Genomic DNA, 22699 nt, shown 5'->3' with positions numbered 1-22699 from the left:
GCGAGTTGTGAATTCAAGCGTTCACACTTGTGCTTTACCAGAGCCTTCCACATTGACGTGTGGAGGGCTTTTCTTTAAGATTAGAGAATTGTCGTTTATATGAAATGAAAAGGAGATTGAACACATATGGCTTTACATATCGTTCTGGTTGAACCGGAGATTCCGGCAAATACGGGCAATATTTCTCGTACATGCGCGGCTACAGGCACACATTTGCATCTCGTGCGTCCACTCGGATTCCGTACGGATGATGCCACACTGAAACGCGCGGGTCTGGATTATTGGCATGCCGTTCATATTGAATATCATGATTCGTTTGCCGAGGTTCAGGAACAGTATCCTGAAGGGCGTTTCTTCTACGCAACCACGAAGGCGAAGAACCGTTATAGCGATTTTAATTTTCAGGATGGAGATTTTCTAGTGTTCGGTAAGGAGACAAAAGGCCTTCCTCCAGAATTAATTGCTGCTAATCCAGATACTTGTATGAAGATGCCAATGACAGGTGATGTCAGATCATTGAACTTGTCAAACTCAGCAGCAATCATTGTGTATGAGGCATTGCGTCAACTTAATTTCCCGGGTCTGGATTAATCTAATCCGTGTATAGTGACGGTTAGAATTCGCTAAAAAAACATTTTTCAAAAAAAAGGACAAAAAATGTTTATTTCCAGCAGGATTCGACAAAATCTTGGCGAATTAATAAACATAGTACAAATGTACCTAGAAATTTAGAGTAAGATAGGAGAGGTGTGCCGTAGCTATGAAGCCAGCTGGAGTCGTTCGCAAAGTTGACCAATTGGGTAGGATCGTATTGCCTAAATCTTTGCGTAAAAGGTATCAAATGAATGAGGGGGATCCTGTAGAGATCTTAGTACAAGGGGACCATATCATTCTGGAGAGATACCGTCCAAAATGTATTTTCTGCGGATCGATGGAAGAAGTCAATGAGTTCAAAGAGCGTTACATATGCGCACAATGTTTAGATGAAATGACCCAGCTTCCACAGCACGGGTAAAATAAAAAAGTATCATGGCCTCTGAAGGTCATGATACTTTTTTTGTGTGAAAAAACATGTCCACTTCTAGCTTACCGGGATCAAATGAATGGAATCAGCTGTTAGTGTCGTACTCCATCACCCAATATTTCGCCCCGGGTGTACCTTCTTCAATGACTTTTTTCCAACCCTGTCGTTCGTAAAAGCCAATCGCTTTATGATTATCAGATACGCATTTCAATCGAACAGGCTGCTGCATGAGTGAAATTGACGCATCCAGTAAGCGTGAACCTGTACCCCCGCCAATAAACCCGGGATGGATAAACAGAAGGTGGACAAAGTTCTCGGGAAGGTACAGCGAAGCGAAGCCGAGAAGCTGTCCATCTTCATTTTCAGCCACGATGATATGCTCATCCACGGTATCTGCGTCAAAATCCTGCAGGGACAGTTCTTCCGGCTTAGCCCAGTGGAATCGGGCACGTCGCGATTCTAGATAAATGTTCCTTAACTCCGCATAATCTGCTTGAGTGGCTGCTCGTATATTCAAATGTTCCCCTCCAGAATAGGTAGTATATCCGACCATAAATGGTCAAGAATGGCTTGCATATTTTGTTCATCACTATTGATGGCAACGACGGACTCCAGCTCCGGTAGGACAACGCATAGTTGACCATTGGCGCCATCAGCACGGTAAGCGTTATGAGAACATCTCCAGAATTGATATCCATAACCTTGTCCCCAGTCACCGTCTCCTGGTGTAAGGATCTGCTGTGACGTCACCAAGCGGATCCATTCCTCAGGAATGAGCTGCTCGCCATTCCAGTGGCCCTCCTGAAGCAACAATTGACCGAATCTGCCTAATTCCTCGTTAGTGAGCTGCAGGCCCGCACAGCCCAATGTAATGCCCAAGGGAGAAGTCTCCCACTCTACATTTGTGATGCCCAGTGGCTCGAATAGTCGAGGAATCAGATAGTCCTTAACGGTTTGACCAGAGGCTGCCTGGAACATGGCTGAGATCATAAACGTATCTGCACTGCTATATGTAAACGTTTCACCAGGAGCTCTGTTCAAAGGAAGGGACATGTAGTATTTCGCCCAATCTTTCTCAGGTAGGGCGGCTCGCTCTTCTGCCCATAACACGGGTACGTCATGCCCCGAGGACATTCGCAGCAAATCGTACAGGGTGAGATCCGCAGGAGGGAAGGCTGTCAAATGAGAAGCGGGTGTTGGTGATGAGAAATAATCACCGAATCTGGATTCAAGTGCAAGTGTGCCTTCATCCAAAGCCAATCCAATCGCCATGCAGGTAAACGATTTGCTGACGGAATGTTGTAAGCGGCGCATATCGCTGGTGCGATCCCACGCTCCAATTGTAATCCCTTTCTGCAATACGCGAACAGAATGTACGTTTAACTGCTGTTCATCAATATGTTGAACAAAAGAATTCATAATACTCGACATTTTAACATCCTTTCTAAAAAGAAGAATTATTACTATTGGTGAAACGTTTCCGCAATCCGGATCAAAAATTAGAACTTATGTTAGTACAAACGAGGTTCAATGTCAATGAAGATGTGCAAACGGTTACTTAACGGATATTGTTATACATTAAAAGTGCCTTTTGACGCAAATTTTATCACGAAAAGTCAGTTTTTTGAGAAAAAAGCGCGAAATTTGTAAAAAGGTTATTGACAGGGTTTGCACTTCGGGATTATGATTTATTCGAAACGATTCGAAGAAATCGCTTCCACGTAAAAAGTGTTGTAATCAAGTCCAAGTAAATCAACGTTGGCTATGTTTTGAAACGATTCGAGAAAATCGTTTCGATAACCGAGCGAAATACGGGGGAATCAATGGAAGTTGCAACAAAAAGGCAGAGAAACAGAAGTTTACAGACAGTAGCCGACGATGAAAGGGGTTACATATGGCGCATATAACGATCGAAACCGGATCGCCTACGTTATGCATGAATACAAGCATACATGTAGTGTCCAGTGACTCCGGAGACACTTCAGGCGGTACGCTATATTTGCTACATGGGGCAGGCGATAATGCAAGTACATGGCAACGTTTGACTACAATTGAAATGTACGCAGAGCAATATGGCTGTACCATCATTATGCCGGAAGCGAACCGAAGCTATTACACCGATATGGAATACGGCCTGAATTACTTCCATTACATCACTCAGGAGCTGCCTGAATTCTGTAGGCGTCAGCTCAATCTCAATACAGACCCGGCAAAGACGTACGTCGCCGGTCTATCCATGGGTGGGTACGGTGCATTGAAATGTGCACTGACATATCCCGAGAGGTACAGCAAGGTGGTGTCCTTATCAGGTGTAACTGATATCCAGACCCGGCTTCATGATCCGGAAATGCCATCAGGCATGATTAAGGAAATGAAAGCGGTTTTTGGAGAACGGTTACAGGTAAAACCCGATCAGGACCTGTACGCACTGTCTGCCAAGCTGTTGAAGCAAGGTGGAAATTTACCGGATATTCTGAGTTGTTGTGGTGACATCGATCCGTTTGTGGATATGAATCGCAAATTCGCGGAATACATGCAGGAAACGGACTTTGAGTTTCGGTATGTTGAAACACCGGGTACCCATGAATGGAGATTCTGGGAGCAACACCTGAGAACCATGTTTGATTTTCTGTATAACGACAAGACCAAAGTAGAGTGAGGAGATGCAATTTGAAACCTGCAGCCGAAGGACCTAGCAAAAAGCTGAAGGGAAACTTGAAAGGCAATTCGCTCTGGAGTGAAATCTGGAAGCACAGAATGACGTACACCCTGCTTATTCCAGGGCTCGTGTGGCTGATCCTGTTTGCCTACATGCCAATGGGTGGCCTGTCTCTTGCGTTTAAAGACTACAAGGCGAACCTGGGGATTTGGGGAAGCCCATGGAGCGGATTTGAGAATTTCAAATACGTTTTCCGGGATCCCACCTTTATTGACGCAGTATGGCGGACGCTGTACATCAACATTCTAAAACTGATTATTCAGTTCCCGTTCCCGATTATTCTTGCCCTGTTGCTGAATGAATTGCGGATGCGCAGAGGGAAGAAGTGGTTCCAGACAGTTCTTACGTTCCCTCACTTCCTTTCATGGATCATCGTATCCGGGGTAGTTATCAACGTCCTGGCTTATGACGGACTGGTAAACAGCGCACTTGGGTTGCTTGGATTGCCAACCATTAACTTCCTAGGTTCCGAGTCCAACTTTGTACCGATGTTGCTGTTGACGGATATTTGGAAATCAAGCGGATGGGGTGCGATTATCTTCCTGGCTGCCATTTCCGGTATCGATCAGGATCAGTATGAATCGGCGCAGATTGACGGCGCTTCCCGTATGCAGCAGATGTTCCGGATCACATTGCCAAACATTCTTCCAACAATCACTGTCATGTTCATTCTGTCGGTTGGTGGATTGATGTCTTCCGGTTTCGACCAGATCTTCAACTTGGCGAATGCCGCGACCAAAAATGTATCGGAAGTATTGGATGTATACATCTATCGGATTACGTTCCAGTCTTCAACGGACTTCTCATTCTCGACAGCGGTCAGCTTGTTCCGTTCCCTCGTGAATATGGTCTTGCTGCTTCTCGCAGACAGATTTGCCAAGTGGCTTGGCGGAGACGGTTTGTTCCGATAAGAGAGGAGGAAAAATGAAATGAGCAAGAAAGCTAACAAAAAACCGAGAATTGGTACAGAAAAAATGACATTTCTCGATTACATTATTTTCGCCATATTACTTGTGCTTGCCCTGATGATTCTGATTCCGTTCTGGAATGTCATCATGATCTCGTTCGCAACACAAAAAGAATATGCTGACAATCCATTTTTGATGTTCCCTAAAGAATGGACATTGGATTCCTATAAGGCGTTGTTCGCTGACGGAACGATTCTGTCGGGGTACAAAAATACAATTATTTTGCTAGTCATCGGCTTGCCACTCAGCTTGTTCCTGACAACAAGCATGGCATATGGCCTCAGCCGCAACAAATTTCCGTTCAAGAAATTTCTCTTTTTCCTAGTACTGTTCACCATGATCTTCAATGGTGGTATTGTACCGCTGTACCTGATCATGAAATCACTTCACCTTACAGGTACGCTGTGGTCCGTTATCCTGGCGGGAAGCTTCAGTGCATTCAACATGATTCTAATGATGAACTACTTCTATACCTTACCTGAATCGCTGATGGAATCGGCGAGACTGGATGGAGCAGGAGAGTGGAGAATTCTGTTCTCTGTTGTTCTTCCGCTAGCTACACCAATTATGGCTACAATCACGTTGTTCTACGGTGTGGCATACTGGAACAGTTGGTACGATGCGATGATATTCCTGCGAAAAGCGGATCAGTTGCCGCTCCAGAATGTACTCAGAAACATTATCGTCACATCCCAGACGAACGCATCCAATGCATCCAGTGTGGATGCTGCCCAAGCAAGCAATTTCTCAATGGGTATGAAGATGGCGGCGGTATTTGTCACCATGGTACCAATTATGTGTTTCTTCCCAATGCTGCAAAAACACTTTGCCAAAGGGGTATTAACAGGGGCTATCAAGACCTGATTATACGTATAGGATTTTGCATTAAAATTCTACTAAAAAACATGGGGGTAAAACATGAAAACGAACAAAAAGTTGTCAGTAAGAGCTCTCTTTGCCATCACGCTTAGTGTAGTTATGCTGATGGTGACCGCTTGTTCCAGCCAAGGAGCTTCAGGTGGTAACGAAAAAGATGCAGAGGGAAATTACAAAGACAACCTGACCATCTCTGTAGCTAACCTGACAGAAATTAAAAACGGGAACTTGGATAATGACTTCCATAAGTTCTGGACAGACAAGTTCAATGTAACATGGGATTACAACTATATCGATTGGGATTCATGGGGCGAGAAGCTTCGTCTGTGGATCAACTCTGGCGATTTGCCGGATGTAGCAGTATGGAACTACGTGCATGGCGATGCCATGAACAGTATTGATCAAGGCCTGTTCTACAAATTCCCGGATGATTGGAAAGAACGCTGGCCTAACGTGGCAGCAGCCTACAAGTTGACCGGTCTTGGAGACAAGCTGGAAGAATTGACGGGTGGAACATACGTCCTGCCAAGACCAATCTATTTCGAGAACAAACCTGCTGACCCATTGACGAACCAAATTGGTGTCATTGCGCTTCGTAAAGACTGGGCTGAAGCCGTTGGTTTCGAACTGAAAGATGCATATACAACAACTGAATTGAATGAATATGCCGAGCTTGTGAAAGAAAAAGATCCAGGCAAAGTGGGCAACAAACTTGTACCTCTGTCCTACAATGCGGCAGATGCCATGACGAACATCATTATGCCGAACAGTGTGCATGCCATGACCGACACGCCGTTCTACAAAGGTGAAGATGGTCAGTTCCACTGGGGACCAGCAGATCCCGAGACTCTGACAGGACTTAAATTGATGCAAAAAGCCTACAAGGACGGCCTGCTCAATCCTGAGTTCTACACATGGAAAAACAACGAAGGTCAAAACAACTTCAAAGTAACAGGTACAGCTGCAGTAACAAGTCTGGGCGGATTGGCTTCGTACAGACAAGGTCTGGATTCCGATATGAGAAAGAATCTGGGTGTTGATAGTGATGAACTGGTACACACAGCAATCGTAGTGGGCGACGACGGAAAATACCGTAACATGGAGCAAGCCAACTTCTGGTCTGCATTGATCTTCAATCCGGACATCAGTGACGAGAAATTTGAACGGATCATGGATCTGATCGACTACTCGACGACCAAAGAAGGACAACTGCTGATCAACATGGGCTTCGAAGGAACAGATTGGAAATATGATGAAAACAACGAACTGGTTAGCTTGCTGCCAGAAGGAACTGTTCTTGAAGATAAATACCCAGCACGTTTCGAAGGTCTCTATCTTCTGGGCGATGACTTCAGTGTTGTAAACCCTGCAATCAAAAAGGATTATCGTGATAGAGCTGTGAAGCTGTTCGAGGAAAAAGCAAAACTCGGTACAGAAGGTCAATCACTCGCAGCATATGACTGGGATGTAAACCTGTACGATTCCAAAGCTAAAAGTCAGGCTTCATTCGACTACCAGAATGAATATGCCAACTTGATCCTCAAAAGTGGGGATCTGGAAGCGAACTGGAAAGAATGGGTAAACAGCAAAATGTCCCTGGTTCAACCTTATCTGGATGAACTGAACAAAGAATTCAAGTAATCATTCAGTAGTTAGCAAGATGGGATAGGACAGGTGTGTTCTGTCGTCCGTCCCATCCATTCGAACCCGGTGCGCGGTCTCTCCCCGAACGCAGCCGGGTTCTTTCTTTCAACAACATGCAGTGGAGGATAATGTCTATGAATAACGAGCAGTTGCTAGACCTTGTAAAACAGATGACCCTGGAAGAAAAAACGGCCCAGCTGCTTCAGCTGACCGCTAACTTTTATGAAGGAACCAATGTCGAAGGTCAGATCACTGGTCCAATGGAAGAGATGGGAATCACGGAGCAGTCCGTGGAAGCCAGTGGCTCCATTCTCGGATTGTCCGGTGCACAGGCCATTATTGATGTACAGCAAGCTTACCTGAAAAAAAGCCGTCTCGGCATTCCGCTCTTGTTTATGGCGGACGTGGTGCATGGTTTTAAAACTATTTTCCCCATCCCGCTAGCCATTGGCTGTTCATGGGACACCGAACTGGCTGAGAAAAGTGCTGAGATTGCGGCACGCGAATCCGCTGTATCTGGCCTCCATGTTACTTTTGCACCGATGGTCGATCTCGTTCGTGATCCGCGCTGGGGTCGGGTAATGGAGACAACAGGCGAAGATCCTTATTTGAACAGTCTGTTCTCTGCGGCATTTGTACGTGGCTATCAAGGCGACAATTTGAAGGATGAGCCGGATCGTCTGGCGGCTTGTGTAAAACACTTTGCAGCTTATGGGGCAGCAGAAGGTGGGCGTGATTACAACACAGTCGATATGTCTGAGCGCAACCTGCGTGAGTACTATTTACCGGCTTACAAGGCAGCACTGGATGCAGGTGTCGAAATGGTCATGGCTTCGTTCAATACGGTAGAGGGTATTCCGGCGAGCGGAAATGAGAAGCTGATGCGTGATATTTTGCGTGACGAGTGGGGCTTTGATGGTGTATTGATCTCGGATTGGGCTTCCATTCGCGAGATGATTGCTCATGGTGCAGCTGAAGATGACCGTGAAGCCGCATATCGCGCCATTCGTGCAGGAGTCGACATCGAGATGATGACACCTTGTTATGTCCATCATTTGCCGGAGTTGATCAAGAACGGAGAAGTGGAAGAATCGCTCATTGATGAAGCGGTGCTGCGTATTCTGCAGCTGAAAGAAAAGCTGGGATTGTTCGACAATCCACTGCGTGCAGCTGATCCGGAGCGTGAGCGCGAGATTGTGTTCTCAAAAGAACATCGTCAGGTATCATATGAGCTTGCAACCAAATCGGCTGTATTGCTGAAAAACGATAATGACGTGCTTCCGCTGAAGCCAGAAGCCAACGTTGCGTTAATTGGACCTTTTGCCCAAAGTGAAGACATTCTTGGATGGTGGTCCTGTGAAGGTGTCAAAGAGGATGCCGTTAAGCTTGGAACGGCTTTGCAGGAGCGTCTTGCTGCGGGGAAAGTTCATGTGGCTCAAGGCAGCAACGTTCACACGATCACCACTGAACAGATTGCTGAAGCGCTTGAAGCAGCAAGCAAAGCCGATCTGATCGTGCTTGCGCTTGGAGAAGATTCCGAAATGAGTGGTGAAGGTGGATCGCGTACGGATATTCGTTTGCCGGCAGCTCAATTGGAATTGGTTAAACAGCTCAAAGCAGCGGGTAAACCAATCGCCAGCGTTATCTTCAACGGTCGCCCTCTGGACTTGCATGGTGTATTTGAAGAATCCGATGCTGTGCTTGAAGCGTGGTTCCCGGGCAGTGAGGGTGGAACGGCCATTGCTGATGTATTGACAGGTGTGGTGAATCCGTCTGCGCGTCTGACGATGTCATTCCCGCAATCAGTAGGTCAGATACCGGTATATTACAATCATTTTAATACAGGACGTCCACTCAATCCGCAAAAGACGGAAGAGCGTTATGTTTCCAAATATATTGATAGTCCGAATGACCCGCTGCTTCCGTTTGGCTACGGCTTGTCATACACTTCGTTTGAGTATGGTGACCTGGAAGTATCAAGCAATGAAATGACTGCTGATCAACCTCTGACAATCCAAGTGCGTATAACCAATGCTGGCGAACGTGCTGGTGTGGAGACGGTGCAGTTGTACGTACGAGATGTTACTGGTGAAGTTGTGCGTCCAATGCGTGAGCTGAAAGGGTATGTTAAGCTGTCACTCGCACCGGGTGAAAGTGGTACGGCTACATTTACATTAAACGAAGAACAGCTTCGTTATCATCATTCCGATTTGAGTCATCGCAGTGATAAGGGAACATTCCACATTTTCGTAGGACCGAATAGCCGCGATACATTGGAGAGCACGTTCAAGCTGGTGTAATGGGATACACCTCATGTCGATGAATAATTGAACTCATCATACAAAAGTAGCAAAAGCAGCAAATCTGCACTGCCTTGTCCTCTTCTGTTCAGCAGCAGGGAACAAGGCAGGTTAGGAGGATATGAATAGAAATATGAAGACCATGAATAAATCTCAAATCAACGTACAATCCGGCGATCTGTGCTTTACGTTCTGGGAAAGCGGTGATTTGTTCAAGGCTGTAAGTGGAACAACAATGATTAATCAGTGGATGGCTAGTCCGGTGGACGGCTCCATGAATAACCTGTACTTGCGGTTTCACAGTGATTCAGGTATCCGATTTGTCCCAATGCTTGGCATCCACTCCGACAGCCAGGTGAGCACCGACGGCAGTCGTATGGTATGGACAGGTACCGCTGAGGGCATAGGCTATCAGGTTGTATTTGCTCCAACAGCACAAGGTGTATGGTTCTGGGATGTGACCGTAAACGGTAACGGAGAAGAGGTCGACGTGGTCTATGGCCAGGATGTCGGCAATGCAGATCCGGGTGCGGTACGCAGTAATGAGGCTTACTTGTCACAATACATTGACCATGCCGTATTCGAGGATGCGAAGCTGGGATATATCGTAGCTTCACGGCAGAATCAACCACAGGGCGGGGCTTTTCCTTATCTTCAACAGGGTTCACTAACCCGTGCAGCAGGTTACTCCACAGATGGATTTCAGTTCTTTGGCTTGAGTTACAAGGAAACGAATGTCCCTGAAAGTCTGGGCAAGCCGACACTTGCGAATGAAGTGTACCAGTATGAATTTGCATACACAGCTCTGCAGTCCGAAAAAGTGGTGTTGGGTGGCGAAGCTCGTTTTGTGTTCTATGGACTTTTTCAGGCCAACCACGCTGAAGCGGTGAAGGAACTCGAATACCAGGATGTTGTCCAACAGGCTTGGGATGATTATGAAGCGAAGCGTCAAGAGTCTGCAAGCGCAGTACAGGCAGTATCCAACGTATTTCCAAAAGTATCTCTCCATCCGGTAGTGGGTGAACCCTTGCCTACTTTATCGATGACCGAAGAAGAAGTGAACTCCCTCTTCCCGGCTTCGAAGAGACATCAGGAAGAGCGCGCGGATAGTGAATTGCTGGCGTTCTTTACAGATACGTATGAGCATATTGTGCTCAAGGAAAAGGAAATGCGCGTGGAACGTCCGCATGGACACATTCTGATGAGTGGCAACAATGTGAAGTTGGGTCAGAACGTAATCACTACGTCTTCCTATATGTATGGTATCTTCAATTCCCATGTGGTTGTGGGTAATACGAACTTCAATAAAATGATGAGCAATGCACGTAGTGCACTCAACATACCCAAATCATCTGGCCAGCGGATCTACGTTGAGATTGAGGGAATCTTCCGCCTGCTCACGATGCCTTCCCTGTTTGAAATGGGCTTCAATTATGTTCGCTGGTATTACAAAACAGCTGAGGATACGCTGATCATCACGAATTATACAACGTTGGATACGCCTGAAGTACATCTTCATGTGAAATCGGAAAAAGGAATAGCTTACCGATACCTGATCACCAATCAGATTACGATGAATGTGAATGAATATGAACTTCCTGTTCATGTTACGGAGCAGAATGGTGAACTGAGCTTCACGGCAGATCAAAGCTCCCTTAGCGCCGAAGTGTATCCGAATCTGGAGTACCGCATGCGGGTAAGCGGAACAGGAGTGAAGGTTGGCGATGAGACTGAACTGGCTAGTGGAGTAAACGCAGGTGACGCATCACTGACGACTTTACGGCTGGACAGCAGCGCTGAATGGACATTGACCATTCAAGGTCTGTTGGAAGGTGGACAGATTTCATCATCGACACGCAGCTTCGAAGAGGAAGTAGCAGCTTATCGTACCTTCTATGCAGAAGTGATGAATGGGTTCCATTTGTCCCAGCCTCAGAAGCAAGGAGCAGACGAGCTGTTCAAAGTGAATGCTCTTGCCTGGTGGTACACCCACAATATGCTGGTGCATTACTCTGTTCCTCACGGACTGGAGCAATATGGCGGTGCAGCTTGGGGTACACGGGATGTATGCCAGGGTCCGGTCGAGTACTTTATGGCTACACAAAAGTATGAGCAGGTCCGCGACATTCTGAAGACGGTCTACTCGCATCAGTATGAGGATGATGGCAACTGGCCGCAATGGTTCATGTTTGATCGGTATTTCAAAGTTCAGCAGGAAGAAAGCCATGGTGACATTATTGTTTGGCCTCTTAAAGTACTAAGTGATTATCTGATTGCCACCAAGGATTATTCGATTCTGAATGAGGAAGTACCTTATACCGTAAAACATGGCTTTGACTTTACGGATCAAACAGCCAGCGTGCTGGAGCATGCCCAGAAGGAATTGGAGTACATTCGCAGCCATTTCCTGCATGACACATTCCTCTCATCATATGGTGACGGGGACTGGGACGATACATTACAGCCTGCCAATGCTCAGTTGAAGCAATATATGGTCAGCAGCTGGACAGTAGCGCTCACCTATCAAACGTTGAAGCAGCTTTCCAGAGCGCTTGCGCCTGTGAAACCGGAGCTTTCTTCCGAATTAAGCGACATGGCAGCGGGTGTGAAAAGGGACTTCAGCAAGTACATGCTGGATACCGACGTGATTCCGGGCTTTGTATATATGGAAGATCCTGCACAAGCGAAACGTATGCTGCATCCGGATGACAGCGAGACAGGTATTCAGTACCGTTTGCTGCCGATGACACGCAGCATGATTGCCGAGTTGCTGGAGCCTGAGCAAGCGCAATCTCATTATGAACTGATCAAGGACAAGCTGTACTGCCCGGATGGTGTCAGATTGATGAATCGTCCAGCACAGTATGATGGCGGCGTCAGCACTCATTTCAAACGTGCAGAGCAGGCATCCAACTTCGGACGTGAAGTGGGCTTGCAATACGTTCATGCTCACATCCGTTATATTGAAGCCATGGCGAAGCTGGGCAACCCGGATGAAGTCTGGAATGGCCTCGGTATTATCAATCCAGTGGGTATTCAGGAAGCTGTTCCTAATGCAGATCTACGCCAAAGTAATGCCTACTTCAGCAGCTCTGACGGGAAATTCAACAACCGTTATGCAGCGCAGGAGCAGTTCGATAAGCTTCGCACCGGAGATGTGCAGGTGAAGGGCGGCTGGAGAATTTACTCCAGTGGACCGGGAATCTACATGAATCAGCTCATTTCGAATGCCCTGGGTATTCGTCAGGAGGAAGAAGATCTGGTTCTGGACCCTGTGCTACCTGTCAGCTTGGATGGCTTGCATTTTAATTTCCAATTTGCCGGCAAAAAAGTAACCTTCGTCTATCATCTCAGCGGAGAGGCCGTACAACGTATTGTGCTGAATGGCAAGGAACTGGATGCGACAAGGTTGCAACAACCTTATCGTCTTGGTGGACTGCGTATTTCACGCACGGCTCTTGAACAGAGTCTGAGCGAGAATAATGTGATTGAGATTTACAGTTAATCGTGTAAACGTTAGTCCATTTTATCAAGTATAAATATTTTAGATGTCAGGTCCTTCGATTTCGAAGGGCCTGATGAACATAACAGGGGAGCGAAGAATGTGGTCAGTATCAAGGATATCGCCAAACAGGCGGGAGTGTCGATCTCTACCGTGTCATATGCTCTGAATGGTAGCAACAAAGTGACAGATGAGACCCGTTCCAAAATTTTGGCTATCGCCAAAGAGCTGAACTATGTTCCCAATGCTGCTGCCAGAACTTTGAAGAAGAGAGAGTCCAAAATTCTGGGTGTATTTCTGACGGATTTTAGCGGGGATGTATATGGAGACTTGCTTAGTGGCATGAAGTCTGTATGCAACGCGCAAGGGTACGACCTGATTGTGTGCAGCGGGAAACAATCTCATCGAATGCTTCCGGAGCGAATGATTGATGGTGCTGTCATTCTGGATCATACATTTGCGAGCAAGGAACTATTACAATATGCGGACAGAGGACACAAGATTGTCGTGCTTGACCGGGAACTGGATCACCCGAATATTAATCAGGTTCTGCTGGATAACAAGGCAGGAGCAACCCTTGCGATGGAGCATTTGATTGAACAGGGGCATACGAAGATTTATGTCGTGACAGGTCCTGAAGGCTCATTTGACTCGGCTCAGCGGTTGAAGGCTGTGAGGCAGGTCTCGGAGCGGGAAGCGAATGTGGAGTGGATTGAGATCACCGGAGATTTCGAGAAGAGTGGCGGAGAACGGGCAGCTGAACGTATTATTCAGGAATATACTCAACCGGTTGGGGTGTTTTGTCTCAATGATGAGATGGCGATTGGTATGTGTGACCGGCTCGCTGACAGTGAGTTAAACATTGGTCAGGAGATTGATATTATCGGATTTGATAATATTGAACTTAGCAAGTATGTGCAGCCAAGACTGGTCACGATTGATTATTCCAAACGAAAATGGGGCGCACTGGCAGCCGAGCAATTAATCAAGATTATTGCCGGAGAGCCTGTCGATCATGAACGCATCTACGTGACTCTGGTGGAGGGCGGGTCGGTAAACAGCAAGGTTCAGTCAGAATATCTTGCGCAAGCCCAGGGTGAAAAGGCGGTTAGCTATTGACGACGCTGCCCCTTCTTCATTCCATGGATGTTGTGTCAAACGACGACTGTACAGCAAGAGACAAGGCTTAGAAGAATTGAAGCATTCTTTTAAGCCTTGTCTCTTGTTTAGCTTGTTTATTTGACCTTATAAAATGAAAAAACCTCTCACCAGGAGAGGCTTGGCCCTTAAAGGCCCTTGGTTTTGTCATTGTTGTAGGATGAAGTGAGAATGCCTGTAAGGAAGAGAGCCAATACAATTGCAATAATCCAAAATGTCAGTGAAAATGACATACCATAGCACCTCCTGCAAAATCTTTACTTCTATTATAACCATTATAAGAAGAAAAGGAATGCTTCACTCCATCATTTGTAAAATAAAAAATGAGTAGGTACTGGTCGGAGGCTCCCATCCGAAGGGTTATTCACAACCCGATTGTTCACGATGAGTGAGGACGATCCGCCGCCATCCAGATTATAGGCGTCCACGACGCCAAGCTTGTACAAACGTCCTTGCAGCTCTTCCAGGGTGGCTCCTGAGCTGCCCCCTTCGTTATACCCGTCAACAACGATAATCAACAATTGATCGTCCTTATAGTTGCCGATTACGGTGCGTGGAGCCCGCTTGGGTGAGACTTTCCATTTTGCGGGAATGACAGTCTTTTGTCCATTCTGCATAAGCACGGGAACAAATGTGGCACCAAATTGGGGTTGTAGGCGATCCAGAGAACTTTTGTCGAAAAATTTACCGCCAACCAGCTTACCGGCATCATCAAGACCTACAAAAAACAGATCCTTAAAACTGGCCTGAAAACCATTCACATATTTGCCATCCATAACCGTTGTACTCAGCGGATATCGTTTACCGCCACTGTCGGCAAATCCGCCGGCATTAATTCCGGCAATGGCACCGCTGCGCTTAACCGCCTGCATGGTTGTCTCAGATCGGCCTGGCTCGCTATCCAGAGCCATCTTCATGGCCGTGGGATCTTTTAGCTTGATTTTCATCGCATAGCCCTTATAGGCGCCTGGATTGACTCTATAGAGTTCAATCGTAAGTCGATCGCTGTCTATCCGTTCAAACGGAACGCCCAGCTTGGATGAGATCCGTTGATTATAGATCGTTTCTGGGCGAGCGGCTTGAACCGTAGCCTTCTGTACAAGCGTCGACATCGTACTTGTTGTCTGATTGTACAACTGTGTTGTTCTTTTAATAGAAGAAGAAGTCTGAACAGCAGCTTCTTTTGCCCCTGCAAGCTCCTGGCTAATTGCCTGGGTCCGGGGTGTAACGGTCTCTTCGGCCAGACCGGAATCGATGAAATCTCCGGGTTCAAGTGGAGGACGAATCAGCAGCATGCATAACATCAATCCAACAAAAGGAGCAATTGCAAGCATAAATAAACGATTAACCTTTTTTACGGGTGTAATCATTTGAGCAGGTCCATCTTTTTCTGGAGTGTCTCCAGTTGTTTTTTGACTTCGCTCAACTGGGTATACAATTTGTTGCTGTTGTCGGTTTTATCGTTTGCATTATCCTTGGTGAAAGTCAGCAATTCATTAAAGGACTGCACCTGGCCCTGCAGGTCTGCTACTTCCTTGGATATCGTTGTTAGCTGCTTTTCGTAGTCGGCTTTGAGCGCTGCAATCTGCTGCTGATTATGGGTCTGAAGCTGATTAATCATCTGTTGCTGGAGGTGGTTACTATAATAGTAGGTTCCGAGTACTCCAAGTGCAATGAGAACAATCCACATGACCAGAAACAGCTTGACTGAAGATCCGGCCTTACCTTTGGCGCTCCGGGTGTGATGGATGTCAGAGGGTTGGACAGAAGGTTTCATATCATCACTCCTGGTTATTTATAGGTACAAAAAATTTTCCAGTCCTCATTCTATCACGCCCCTATTGATTACGCAAAAATGAAATTCTTTGAGTAATAGGATAAAAAGAGATTGCATCGGAAGGAAGTCCTAGGATACAATTTCTTATAGATGCAATAAGTAGGAACTTTGGGCAAGTTTTTCGACTTTTTTAGATAGAAAAGCAGGAAATTTATACTATATTTTGATCTTTCTTCGCTTGGGAAGACAAAAGTCCTGATGCGGCGACAGCAAAATACAGTAGAAATAGAGCTGTTCTTACAGCTGTATCAGGTGTTTTTCTGTTTTTCGACATTATCCGACTCTTACTTCTTCTATACACGGACTGTCGCAAGGATAGAGGCATCATCATGGCTGATGGTAGAAAAGGAATTTGTCCAATACATAACAGGGGGAACAACAATGAAAAAAGTATGGCAGGTGGTCATCGTAGATATCCACCCCACCAGCATGCTGGGTACGAAATTGATTTTGGAAGAACAGCAGGATCTGTTAGTACGGGGGATGACTTCGACTGGGTCCGAAGGTCTTGACCTGGTGAACATTCACCAGCCCGATCTGATTTTGATGGATTATCGGCTTCCTGAGGGCCAGGCGGATCAGTATATAGCCCAAATGAAAAATCTGTCGGCTCATAGTCACATCATAATTCTAACGGACGAGGACAATGTAAAGTTATTTCGTCATCTGATCAGTCTTGGTGCAAGTGGTATGCTGTCCAAACAGGCTTCCCCTAGCCAGCTGATTCATCTGATTTCCGGGCTGCGTGAGGGATATGTATCCATTCCATTATCCTGGTTAGCCAGTTCGGAATGGGCCCAGCCCGTCGAATCTCCGGCAGAAGAACTTATTGTTGAATTAACAGAAACCGAAACTTTTATCATGGAAAGAATTGTTCAGGGCGTAACCTATGATAAAATAGCCAGTGAGATTAACGTTAGCAGACGTTCAATTGATAATTACCTGCGTAAAATATACGTCAAGTTGGATGTAAGCAGCAGGGCACAGGCGATTGAACGTTACGCTTTATATGCGAGGCAGACCAAAACCGTATCCTGACGAGCATGGTTCCATGAATCCCTATGTTCGATGACTCGTCAAGTGTCCGGTCTGGTCATATTCAGTGTCCAACATGAATAGGTTGTAGGGGGCTACGGACTGCGAGCACAGTTCGGATTAGGGATGAAAGGGGAACGGACCGATGAAATATTTCTTCGCCTCCCGTACAAACAGGCTTTTGACATCACCGCTGAGGGACATTCGTGAGATGTCTGGCCGGGATTATTTCATTTCTCTGGCAGAAGAACTGCCTGCGGAGGAGCTGTTTCCATTCAAATTGCTGGAAGAAGCAGCGGTGTCTGTATTTAGTTCCGGACCCTCCGCATTGCAGTATGGCGAACCGGCAGGGTACAGACCGTTGAGAGAATGGCTGGACAAAGATTGGAATGCTCGCAAGGGCATACGGACAGTCCCAGAGCAGATTCTATTGACCACAGGGACCCAGCAGGCCATCGATCTTGTGATGCGTTTGCTGCTAGAGCCTGGAGATTCCGTACTGGTCGAGCATCCTACCTCTCCAGGCTGTCTCGAGGTTCTGGAGATGCAAGGTGCCAAAATCGTGCCTGTCACAGGCGATGGGGATGGCATTTTGCCTGACCTTTTGGAGCATCACATGCAGCAGGTGAGACCGAAGCTGCTTTTTGCTGCACCCAGTTTTTCCAATCCAACCGGCGTGCTGTGGAGTATGGAACGACGTGAGGCTGTGCTTGATCTGTGCTCACGCTACGGTGTGCTGCTCGTGGAGGATGATTCCTATGGTGAACTTCATTTCGATGGATTGGAACCGGGAGACTTCTACCGGAAGTATCCTTCCCTCTTTGCGCTGGATACAGCGGATCAGGGTGGACATGTTCTCTACATTGGTTCGTTTAGCAAAACTGTAGCACCTGCCCTGCGTACAGGTTGGGCTGCCGGACATCCGGCCTTGATCCGGGCTATGGCCTCAGTGAAACGGATAGCAGACGGACAGTCCAGTCCCATGAATCAGCGGTTGCTGTATCAATTGCTCGCCCATTCTCCTTTTAAGTGGAGCGATCATCTCTCCATGCTGAACCGGGAGTATAAGACCAGGCTCAAGCTTATGCTCGAATTATTGAAGCGTCCGGGTTGGAAAGGCAGTCAGTACAGCATTCCTGAAGGGGGAATGTATCTGTGGGTACAGTTGCCGGATGGATTGGACAGCGGGGCTCTGCTCAAAGCAGCTCTGTTAAAAGGGGTGTCCTTTCTTCCAGGTTCCCTCTGCTCCACTGGTGAACAGGATCATCGGTACATCCGATTGAACTTCAGTCATCCCGGCCGGGATGAGTTGCTCCTTGGCATGAATCTGATCAGTGAGTCCATAACAGAGTTTACAGCCCGGAGCTAAACCGGATATAGAAAAGAAAGAATGTATGTATGGTCAAATTTATGCCTGGAACCTGAGCCGGCAGAAGTTCCAGGCATTGAATTTGGAAGCAAATATGTTACCCCAAAGTAATTACGTTATTGCATCCACTAACATTTTTATATATAATATGTATTAATGAGTTGTTGTTTTCTTTATATAAGCTGCATTCATTGCAAGTTCAGGAGAAGCACTCATATATTTTAACTAACGGGGGAACGAACATGTCCAACATTTTATTTGTCAAAGCAAACGACCGTCCTGCAGATCAAGCAGTCAGCGTACAATTGTACGATGCATTTCTGAGCGCATACAAAGAATCCCACCCAGGTGACACCGTTACCGAACTGGATCTCTACAATACAGATATTCCTTACTACGGCAACACTGTAATTACAGGTGGATACAAAGCCGCTAATGGTATCGAAGCAACTGCAGAAGAGCAAAAAGCAGCTGCACTGGCAGCACAATTGCAAGATCAATTCTTGGCAGCAGACAAAGTAGTATTTGCATTCCCACTGTGGAACTTCACTGTTCCAGCACCACTGGTGAACTACATTTCCTACCTGAGCCAAGCTGGAAAAATGTTCAAATACACTGCTGAAGGCCCTGTAGGTCTGGTAGGCGACAAAAAAGTGGCATTGCTGAACGCACGTGGCGGAGTTTACTCCGTAGAGCCTATGGCATCCGCTGAAATGTCCGTGAAATATGTAACGAATGTACTGAACTTCTGGGGTATCCAAAACCCTGAACTGGTTATCGTTGAAGGTCACAATGCTTCACCTGACCGTTCCCAGGACATCGTAGCAGCAGGTCTGAAATTGGCTTCCGAAGTAGCAGCAAGCTTCTAATAGCCTAATATATAGAAAACACGAAAAGCCTGTTATCTCCAATGGAGATGACAGGCTTTTTTGCATCTTCATTTTTAGCATAAAGCTATGTTGCCTCAGTCATCCATTCCATGGATCAGGTAGGGCTCCGCGACTTCCGCAATATGCTCCAGCCTACTGTCGTCATGTTGAATCAAGGAAAAATCCATTTCTAGTTCATTTATACTCCGTTCAATCATATCATTATCCTCAAGCATGTGAGCATGCTCGGTCAGTGCCTGCACACCCTTAACCGTCAGCACATATCGTCCACGGGATAGACGCTCGAACCAGCCGTAATAATTTTTTTGCAAAATGGCCGCAGCAGAACCCACACTTGTCTGTTTGCTGATCAAGGCAGGGGAGGCTTCTCCCTGAGCGCGAAGGGCGGAAGCCACACGTAATGCCTTTTCCCTGTAAGCGGTGACCAGCTGTCTGCGTGTGCTTCCTCCCGTGTTGTAATCACCACTGCGCTCGTCGAATTCCTTCAGCAGTCGTTGCCGCCGGATACCACCTTTACGGACACCGGTGCCGTTACCAGGCATATGACCTTGGACAGCAGGTTCGCACAGCACATCAATCAGAGGTGATTTGGTTTTGTAGAACGTAACGGTGATAAGCCCCAATCCAAGTTGTCTGCACAGTGTGATCAATTCACCCCATCGCTGGTTCACGGCACCACGCTTGCTGCGGTTCCGCTCAACAGCCAGATACACGAAGGGGCTGAGCTTCAGACGCTGCATTCCCTGTAGCAGCAGAGACAGATTAAATGTTTTTTTCATCTCCACAATGAGTGGTTCATTCTGATCCGATCTGACCCCAACCAGGTCACAATGTTTGACTTCAGCCTTCACGTCGTAGCCACGGCGTTCGAAAAAAGCCTTTACAGGCGAATATAACTCGGTTTCGTACTTTACTGCCATCGTTTCTGCTCCTTCCCTGAAGTGGCTCGTCTCTGGCCATCTATTGTCCCGTTTTCTGAATTTAGAACCTTCATTATATCATATCCGTTCTTTTTTTTCTGAGTGCACAAGATGTCTGATAGAACAGGGAAAGCCTCAAATTAAGACCTGCGGATTGAAAAAAAGAGGTCAACTTATCCGATTTGCCGCATAGGTATGTAATACACTTTTCACAACAATACATGATGTTTGGACAGAGGATGGCGGGACTAATCCGGACCGCAAGATTGGTATTCAAGCACAAGCCGTAATTCTATTGATTTCTTCATACCATTCGGAATGGTTGACAATCACACTAAAGGAGCCATAGGAGGTACCAAGCATGAATATTTTTGAACGCGTTGCGGAACATCGGGCAGAGAGTGACCGTTTATCATGGAACGGGACATTTGAAGATTATATTGCACTGCTGAGAGAGGACCCGACTCCGGCAATGACGGCTCACGCACGAGTGTACCAGATGATTGAATCGTTCGGCGTGGAAGAAGTTGGGGGGCACAAACGGTACAAGTTTTTTGAGCAGGAGATTTTTGGGCTGGATCGGTCCATCGAAAAGCTGGTGGAAGAATATTTCCACTCGGCAGCACGCCGCCTCGATGTTCGTAAACGGATTCTGCTGCTTATGGGTCCGGTCAGCGGAGGGAAGTCAACACTGGTAACGCTGCTGAAACGTGGCCTTGAACAATTCTCCCGCACGGAGAAGGGTGCTGTATACGCTATTGAAGGATGCCCAATGCATGAAGAGCCCCTGCATCTGATTCCGCTGGAGCTTCGTCCCGAAGTGGAAAAGGAGATCGGTGTCCGCATTGAGGGCAATCTTTGCCCATCCTGCCAGATGCGTCTTCGGACTGAATATGGCGGTGATATCAGCAAGGTACGGGTGGAGCGGGTCATCATTTCCGAGGATAACCGGGTGGGAATCGGAACATTCAGCCCATCCGATCCGAAATCTCAGGATATTGCCGATCTGACGGGAAGTATCGACTTTTCAACCATTACCGAATTCGGCTCCGAATCCGATCCGCGCGCCTATCGTTTTGACGGTGAATTGAACAAGGCTAACCGTGGATTGATGGAATTTCAGGAGATGCTGAAATGTGATGAGAAGTTTCTGTGGAACCTGTTATCGCTGACGCAGGAAGGTAATTTTAAAGCAGGCCGATTTGCCTTGATTAGTGCGGATGAGATGATTGTGGCGCATACGAATGAATCCGAGTACAAATCATTTATTTCCAACAAAAAGAATGAAGCCTTGCAATCCCGGATGATCGTCATGCCGATTCCCTACAACCTGAAGGTCTCCGAGGAAGAGAAGATTTACGGCAAGCTCATTCAGCAAAGTGATATGAAGCATGTCCATATTGCCCCGCATGCCCTGAAGACTGCAGCCATTTTCTCCATACTTACCCGCTTGAAAGAAACGAAGAAACAAGGCATGGATCTGGTCAAAAAAATGCGGATGTACGACGGTGAAGAAGTTGAAGGGTACAAAGAAGCCGATCTGCGTGAGATGCAAAATGAATATTTGGATGAAGGCATGTCGGGCATTGATCCGCGTTATGTCATCAACCGGATATCCAGTGCTTTGATTAAGCAAAACCTTCAGTGCATTAACGCGCTGGATATTCTCCGGGCGATCAAGGATGGTCTGGATCAGCATGCTTCGATCTCAAAAGAGGAACGTGAGCGTTATCTGAACTTTATTGCCCTGGCTCGGAAAGAATATGATGAGCTGGCGAAGAAGGAAGTGCAGAAAGCATTTGTCTACTCGTTCGAAGAGTCGGCCAGAACGCTGTTCGAAAATTACCTCGATAATATCGAGGCATTCTGCAACTGGTCCAAAATTCGTGATCCACTGACGGATGAGGAGATGGACCCGGATGAGCGATTGATGCGTTCGATCGAGGAGCAGATCGGCATTTCCGAAAATGCCAAAAAGGCGTTCAGGGAAGAAATATTGATCCGCATCTCGGCCTATTCCCGCAAGGAACGGAAATTTGAATACAGCAGTCATGATCGTTTGCGTGAAGCGATTGAAAAGAAATTGTTCGCTGACTTGAAGGATATTGTGAAGATTACAACTTCAACCAAGACACCAGACGCGACTCAACTAAAACGAATGAATGAAGTGATTAAACGATTGATTGAAGAACATGGATATACCGCAGCCAGCGCGAATGAACTGCTCCGTTATGTGGGCAGTCTGTTGAATCGCTGATCTGCAACGAACCATTCCGGATCAGGCTCCTGACGCCTGCTGTGAGGCTCCTTCACAGCAGGGTCAGGGGTCTTTTTATATGGGCAGATATACAATGAAGACTAAGTGTGACTTGTTCCGCTATAACCGAACAACTCGGGAAAAGCGGGGACTTAATTAAATAAGTCCAACTTTGCGACCGAGAATTGGAAAGAGGGAAC

Annotated in this window: 18 protein-coding genes; 13 read left to right on the top strand and 5 right to left on the bottom strand. The window is 46.8% G+C overall.

The window, feature by feature from the left end:
• Window positions 1–126 precede the first annotated feature (126 nt).
• Together trmL and ACFVQB_RS26405 are read left to right on the top strand one after the other, a co-directional pair.
• The gene (gene trmL / locus ACFVQB_RS26410; protein ID WP_053780483.1) at window positions 127–591 is read left to right on the top strand and encodes a tRNA (uridine(34)/cytosine(34)/5-carboxymethylaminomethyluridine(34)-2'-O)-methyltransferase TrmL; all 465 of its coding nucleotides are present in this window, start codon (window positions 127–129) and stop codon (window positions 589–591) included.
• Between the two features lie 169 nt (window positions 592–760).
• Window positions 761–1015, top strand: coding sequence for an AbrB/MazE/SpoVT family DNA-binding domain-containing protein (locus ACFVQB_RS26405; protein ID WP_024629045.1), 255 nt, complete (start codon window positions 761–763; stop codon window positions 1013–1015).
• 94 nt (window positions 1016–1109) lie between these two features.
• Here ACFVQB_RS26405 and ACFVQB_RS26400 read toward each other — a convergent pair whose 3' ends face one another.
• Together ACFVQB_RS26400 and ACFVQB_RS26395 are read right to left on the bottom strand one after the other, a co-directional pair.
• A complete protein-coding gene (locus ACFVQB_RS26400) occupies window positions 1110–1541 on the bottom strand; it encodes a GNAT family N-acetyltransferase (RefSeq protein WP_379446895.1) in 432 nt (143 codons plus the stop codon).
• Window positions 1538–2455: a serine hydrolase domain-containing protein gene (locus ACFVQB_RS26395; RefSeq protein WP_379446894.1), complete on the bottom strand. Its 918-nt coding sequence runs from the start codon at window positions 2453–2455 to the stop codon at window positions 1538–1540. The genes ACFVQB_RS26400 and ACFVQB_RS26395 overlap by 4 nt, the downstream gene beginning before the upstream one ends.
• A gap of 463 nt (window positions 2456–2918) precedes the next feature.
• On the opposite strand from ACFVQB_RS26395, the gene ACFVQB_RS26390 reads away from it, so the two are divergent.
• The 7 genes from ACFVQB_RS26390 (at window position 2919) to ACFVQB_RS26360 (ending at window position 14152) form a co-directional block, all read left to right on the top strand.
• Window positions 2919–3683: an alpha/beta hydrolase gene (locus ACFVQB_RS26390; protein ID WP_379446893.1), complete on the top strand. Its 765-nt coding sequence runs from the start codon at window positions 2919–2921 to the stop codon at window positions 3681–3683.
• Between the two features lie 11 nt (window positions 3684–3694).
• Window positions 3695–4654, top strand: coding sequence for an ABC transporter permease (locus ACFVQB_RS26385; protein ID WP_062320079.1), 960 nt, complete (start codon window positions 3695–3697; stop codon window positions 4652–4654).
• A gap of 18 nt (window positions 4655–4672) precedes the next feature.
• Window positions 4673–5575, top strand: a complete 903-nt coding sequence (locus ACFVQB_RS26380) for a carbohydrate ABC transporter permease (protein WP_076289886.1) — start codon at window positions 4673–4675, stop codon at window positions 5573–5575.
• 54 nt (window positions 5576–5629) lie between these two features.
• Window positions 5630–7228, top strand: a complete 1599-nt coding sequence (locus tag ACFVQB_RS26375; RefSeq protein ID WP_379446892.1) for a type 2 periplasmic-binding domain-containing protein — start codon at window positions 5630–5632, stop codon at window positions 7226–7228.
• Between the two features lie 137 nt (window positions 7229–7365).
• Complete coding sequence (bglX, locus tag ACFVQB_RS26370) at window positions 7366–9531, top strand: beta-glucosidase BglX (RefSeq protein ID WP_379446891.1); 2166 nt, start codon at window positions 7366–7368, stop codon at window positions 9529–9531.
• Window positions 9532–9664: 133 nt separating this feature from the next.
• A complete protein-coding gene (locus tag ACFVQB_RS26365; protein ID WP_379446890.1) occupies window positions 9665–13036 on the top strand; it encodes a GH36-type glycosyl hydrolase domain-containing protein in 3372 nt (1123 codons plus the stop codon).
• Window positions 13037–13135: 99 nt separating this feature from the next.
• A complete protein-coding gene (locus ACFVQB_RS26360; protein WP_379446889.1) occupies window positions 13136–14152 on the top strand; it encodes a LacI family DNA-binding transcriptional regulator in 1017 nt (338 codons plus the stop codon).
• 344 nt (window positions 14153–14496) lie between these two features.
• On the opposite strand, the gene ACFVQB_RS26355 is transcribed toward ACFVQB_RS26360, so the two are convergent.
• Together ACFVQB_RS26355 and ACFVQB_RS26350 are read right to left on the bottom strand one after the other, a co-directional pair.
• The gene (locus ACFVQB_RS26355) at window positions 14497–15561 is read right to left on the bottom strand and encodes a phosphodiester glycosidase family protein (protein WP_379446888.1); all 1065 of its coding nucleotides are present in this window, start codon (window positions 15559–15561) and stop codon (window positions 14497–14499) included.
• Window positions 15558–15968, bottom strand: a complete 411-nt coding sequence (locus tag ACFVQB_RS26350; protein WP_063564256.1) for a hypothetical protein — start codon at window positions 15966–15968, stop codon at window positions 15558–15560. Before ACFVQB_RS26350 ends, ACFVQB_RS26355 begins: the two co-directional genes overlap by 4 nt.
• A 441-nt stretch (window positions 15969–16409) precedes the next feature.
• Between ACFVQB_RS26350 and ACFVQB_RS26345 the strand changes: the two genes are divergently transcribed.
• From ACFVQB_RS26345 to ACFVQB_RS26335, 3 genes are all read left to right on the top strand, one after another.
• On the top strand, window positions 16410–17066 hold the full coding sequence (locus ACFVQB_RS26345) for a response regulator transcription factor (RefSeq protein ID WP_379446887.1): 657 nt from the start codon (window positions 16410–16412) through the stop codon (window positions 17064–17066).
• A gap of 142 nt (window positions 17067–17208) precedes the next feature.
• Window positions 17209–18432 carry an aminotransferase-like domain-containing protein gene (locus ACFVQB_RS26340; RefSeq protein ID WP_379446886.1) on the top strand — a complete coding sequence of 408 codons (1224 nt, stop codon included), beginning with the start codon at window positions 17209–17211 and terminating at the stop codon, window positions 18430–18432.
• A 242-nt stretch (window positions 18433–18674) separates the two neighbouring features.
• Entirely contained in the window at window positions 18675–19301 is a 627-nt protein-coding gene (locus tag ACFVQB_RS26335; protein WP_379446885.1) for an FMN-dependent NADH-azoreductase, read from the top strand.
• A 95-nt stretch (window positions 19302–19396) separates the two neighbouring features.
• Here ACFVQB_RS26335 and ACFVQB_RS26330 read toward each other — a convergent pair whose 3' ends face one another.
• Window positions 19397–20242: a DUF2161 domain-containing phosphodiesterase gene (locus tag ACFVQB_RS26330; protein ID WP_379446884.1), complete on the bottom strand. Its 846-nt coding sequence runs from the start codon at window positions 20240–20242 to the stop codon at window positions 19397–19399.
• A 361-nt stretch (window positions 20243–20603) separates the two neighbouring features.
• Here ACFVQB_RS26330 and ACFVQB_RS26325 point away from each other — a divergent pair, with 361 nt between their 5' ends.
• A complete protein-coding gene (locus ACFVQB_RS26325) occupies window positions 20604–22499 on the top strand; it encodes a PrkA family serine protein kinase (protein WP_379446883.1) in 1896 nt (631 codons plus the stop codon).
• The last annotated feature ends 200 nt before the right edge of the window (window positions 22500–22699 follow it).

The sequence above is a fragment of the Paenibacillus sp. NPDC057886 genome, from assembly GCF_042796655.1.
GTDB lineage: Bacteria > Bacillota > Bacilli > Paenibacillales > Paenibacillaceae > Paenibacillus.
This window is presented reverse-complemented; position numbering and strand designations above follow the sequence as displayed.

What these genes read in the sequence shown, in the direction of transcription:
- ACFVQB_RS26365 (WP_379446890.1), top strand. Translation starts at nt 9,665, where the DNA reads ATGAAGACCATGAATAAATCTCAAATCAACGTACAATCCGGCGATCTG.
- ACFVQB_RS26330 (WP_379446884.1), bottom strand. Translation starts at nt 20,242, where the DNA reads ATGGCAGTAAAGTACGAAACCGAGTTATATTCGCCTGTAAAGGCTTTT.
- ACFVQB_RS26355 (WP_379446888.1), bottom strand. Translation starts at nt 15,561, where the DNA reads ATGATTACACCCGTAAAAAAGGTTAATCGTTTATTTATGCTTGCAATT.
- trmL (WP_053780483.1), top strand. Translation starts at nt 127, where the DNA reads ATGGCTTTACATATCGTTCTGGTTGAACCGGAGATTCCGGCAAATACG.
- ACFVQB_RS26350 (WP_063564256.1), bottom strand. Translation starts at nt 15,968, where the DNA reads ATGAAACCTTCTGTCCAACCCTCTGACATCCATCACACCCGGAGCGCC.
- ACFVQB_RS26380 (WP_076289886.1), top strand. Translation starts at nt 4,673, where the DNA reads ATGAGCAAGAAAGCTAACAAAAAACCGAGAATTGGTACAGAAAAAATG.
- ACFVQB_RS26405 (WP_024629045.1), top strand. Translation starts at nt 761, where the DNA reads ATGAAGCCAGCTGGAGTCGTTCGCAAAGTTGACCAATTGGGTAGGATC.
- ACFVQB_RS26340 (WP_379446886.1), top strand. Translation starts at nt 17,209, where the DNA reads ATGAAATATTTCTTCGCCTCCCGTACAAACAGGCTTTTGACATCACCG.
- ACFVQB_RS26325 (WP_379446883.1), top strand. Translation starts at nt 20,604, where the DNA reads ATGAATATTTTTGAACGCGTTGCGGAACATCGGGCAGAGAGTGACCGT.
- ACFVQB_RS26375 (WP_379446892.1), top strand. Translation starts at nt 5,630, where the DNA reads ATGAAAACGAACAAAAAGTTGTCAGTAAGAGCTCTCTTTGCCATCACG.
- ACFVQB_RS26395 (WP_379446894.1), bottom strand. Translation starts at nt 2,455, where the DNA reads ATGTCGAGTATTATGAATTCTTTTGTTCAACATATTGATGAACAGCAG.
- bglX (WP_379446891.1), top strand. Translation starts at nt 7,366, where the DNA reads ATGAATAACGAGCAGTTGCTAGACCTTGTAAAACAGATGACCCTGGAA.
- ACFVQB_RS26335 (WP_379446885.1), top strand. Translation starts at nt 18,675, where the DNA reads ATGTCCAACATTTTATTTGTCAAAGCAAACGACCGTCCTGCAGATCAA.
- ACFVQB_RS26345 (WP_379446887.1), top strand. Translation starts at nt 16,410, where the DNA reads ATGAAAAAAGTATGGCAGGTGGTCATCGTAGATATCCACCCCACCAGC.
- ACFVQB_RS26390 (WP_379446893.1), top strand. Translation starts at nt 2,919, where the DNA reads ATGGCGCATATAACGATCGAAACCGGATCGCCTACGTTATGCATGAAT.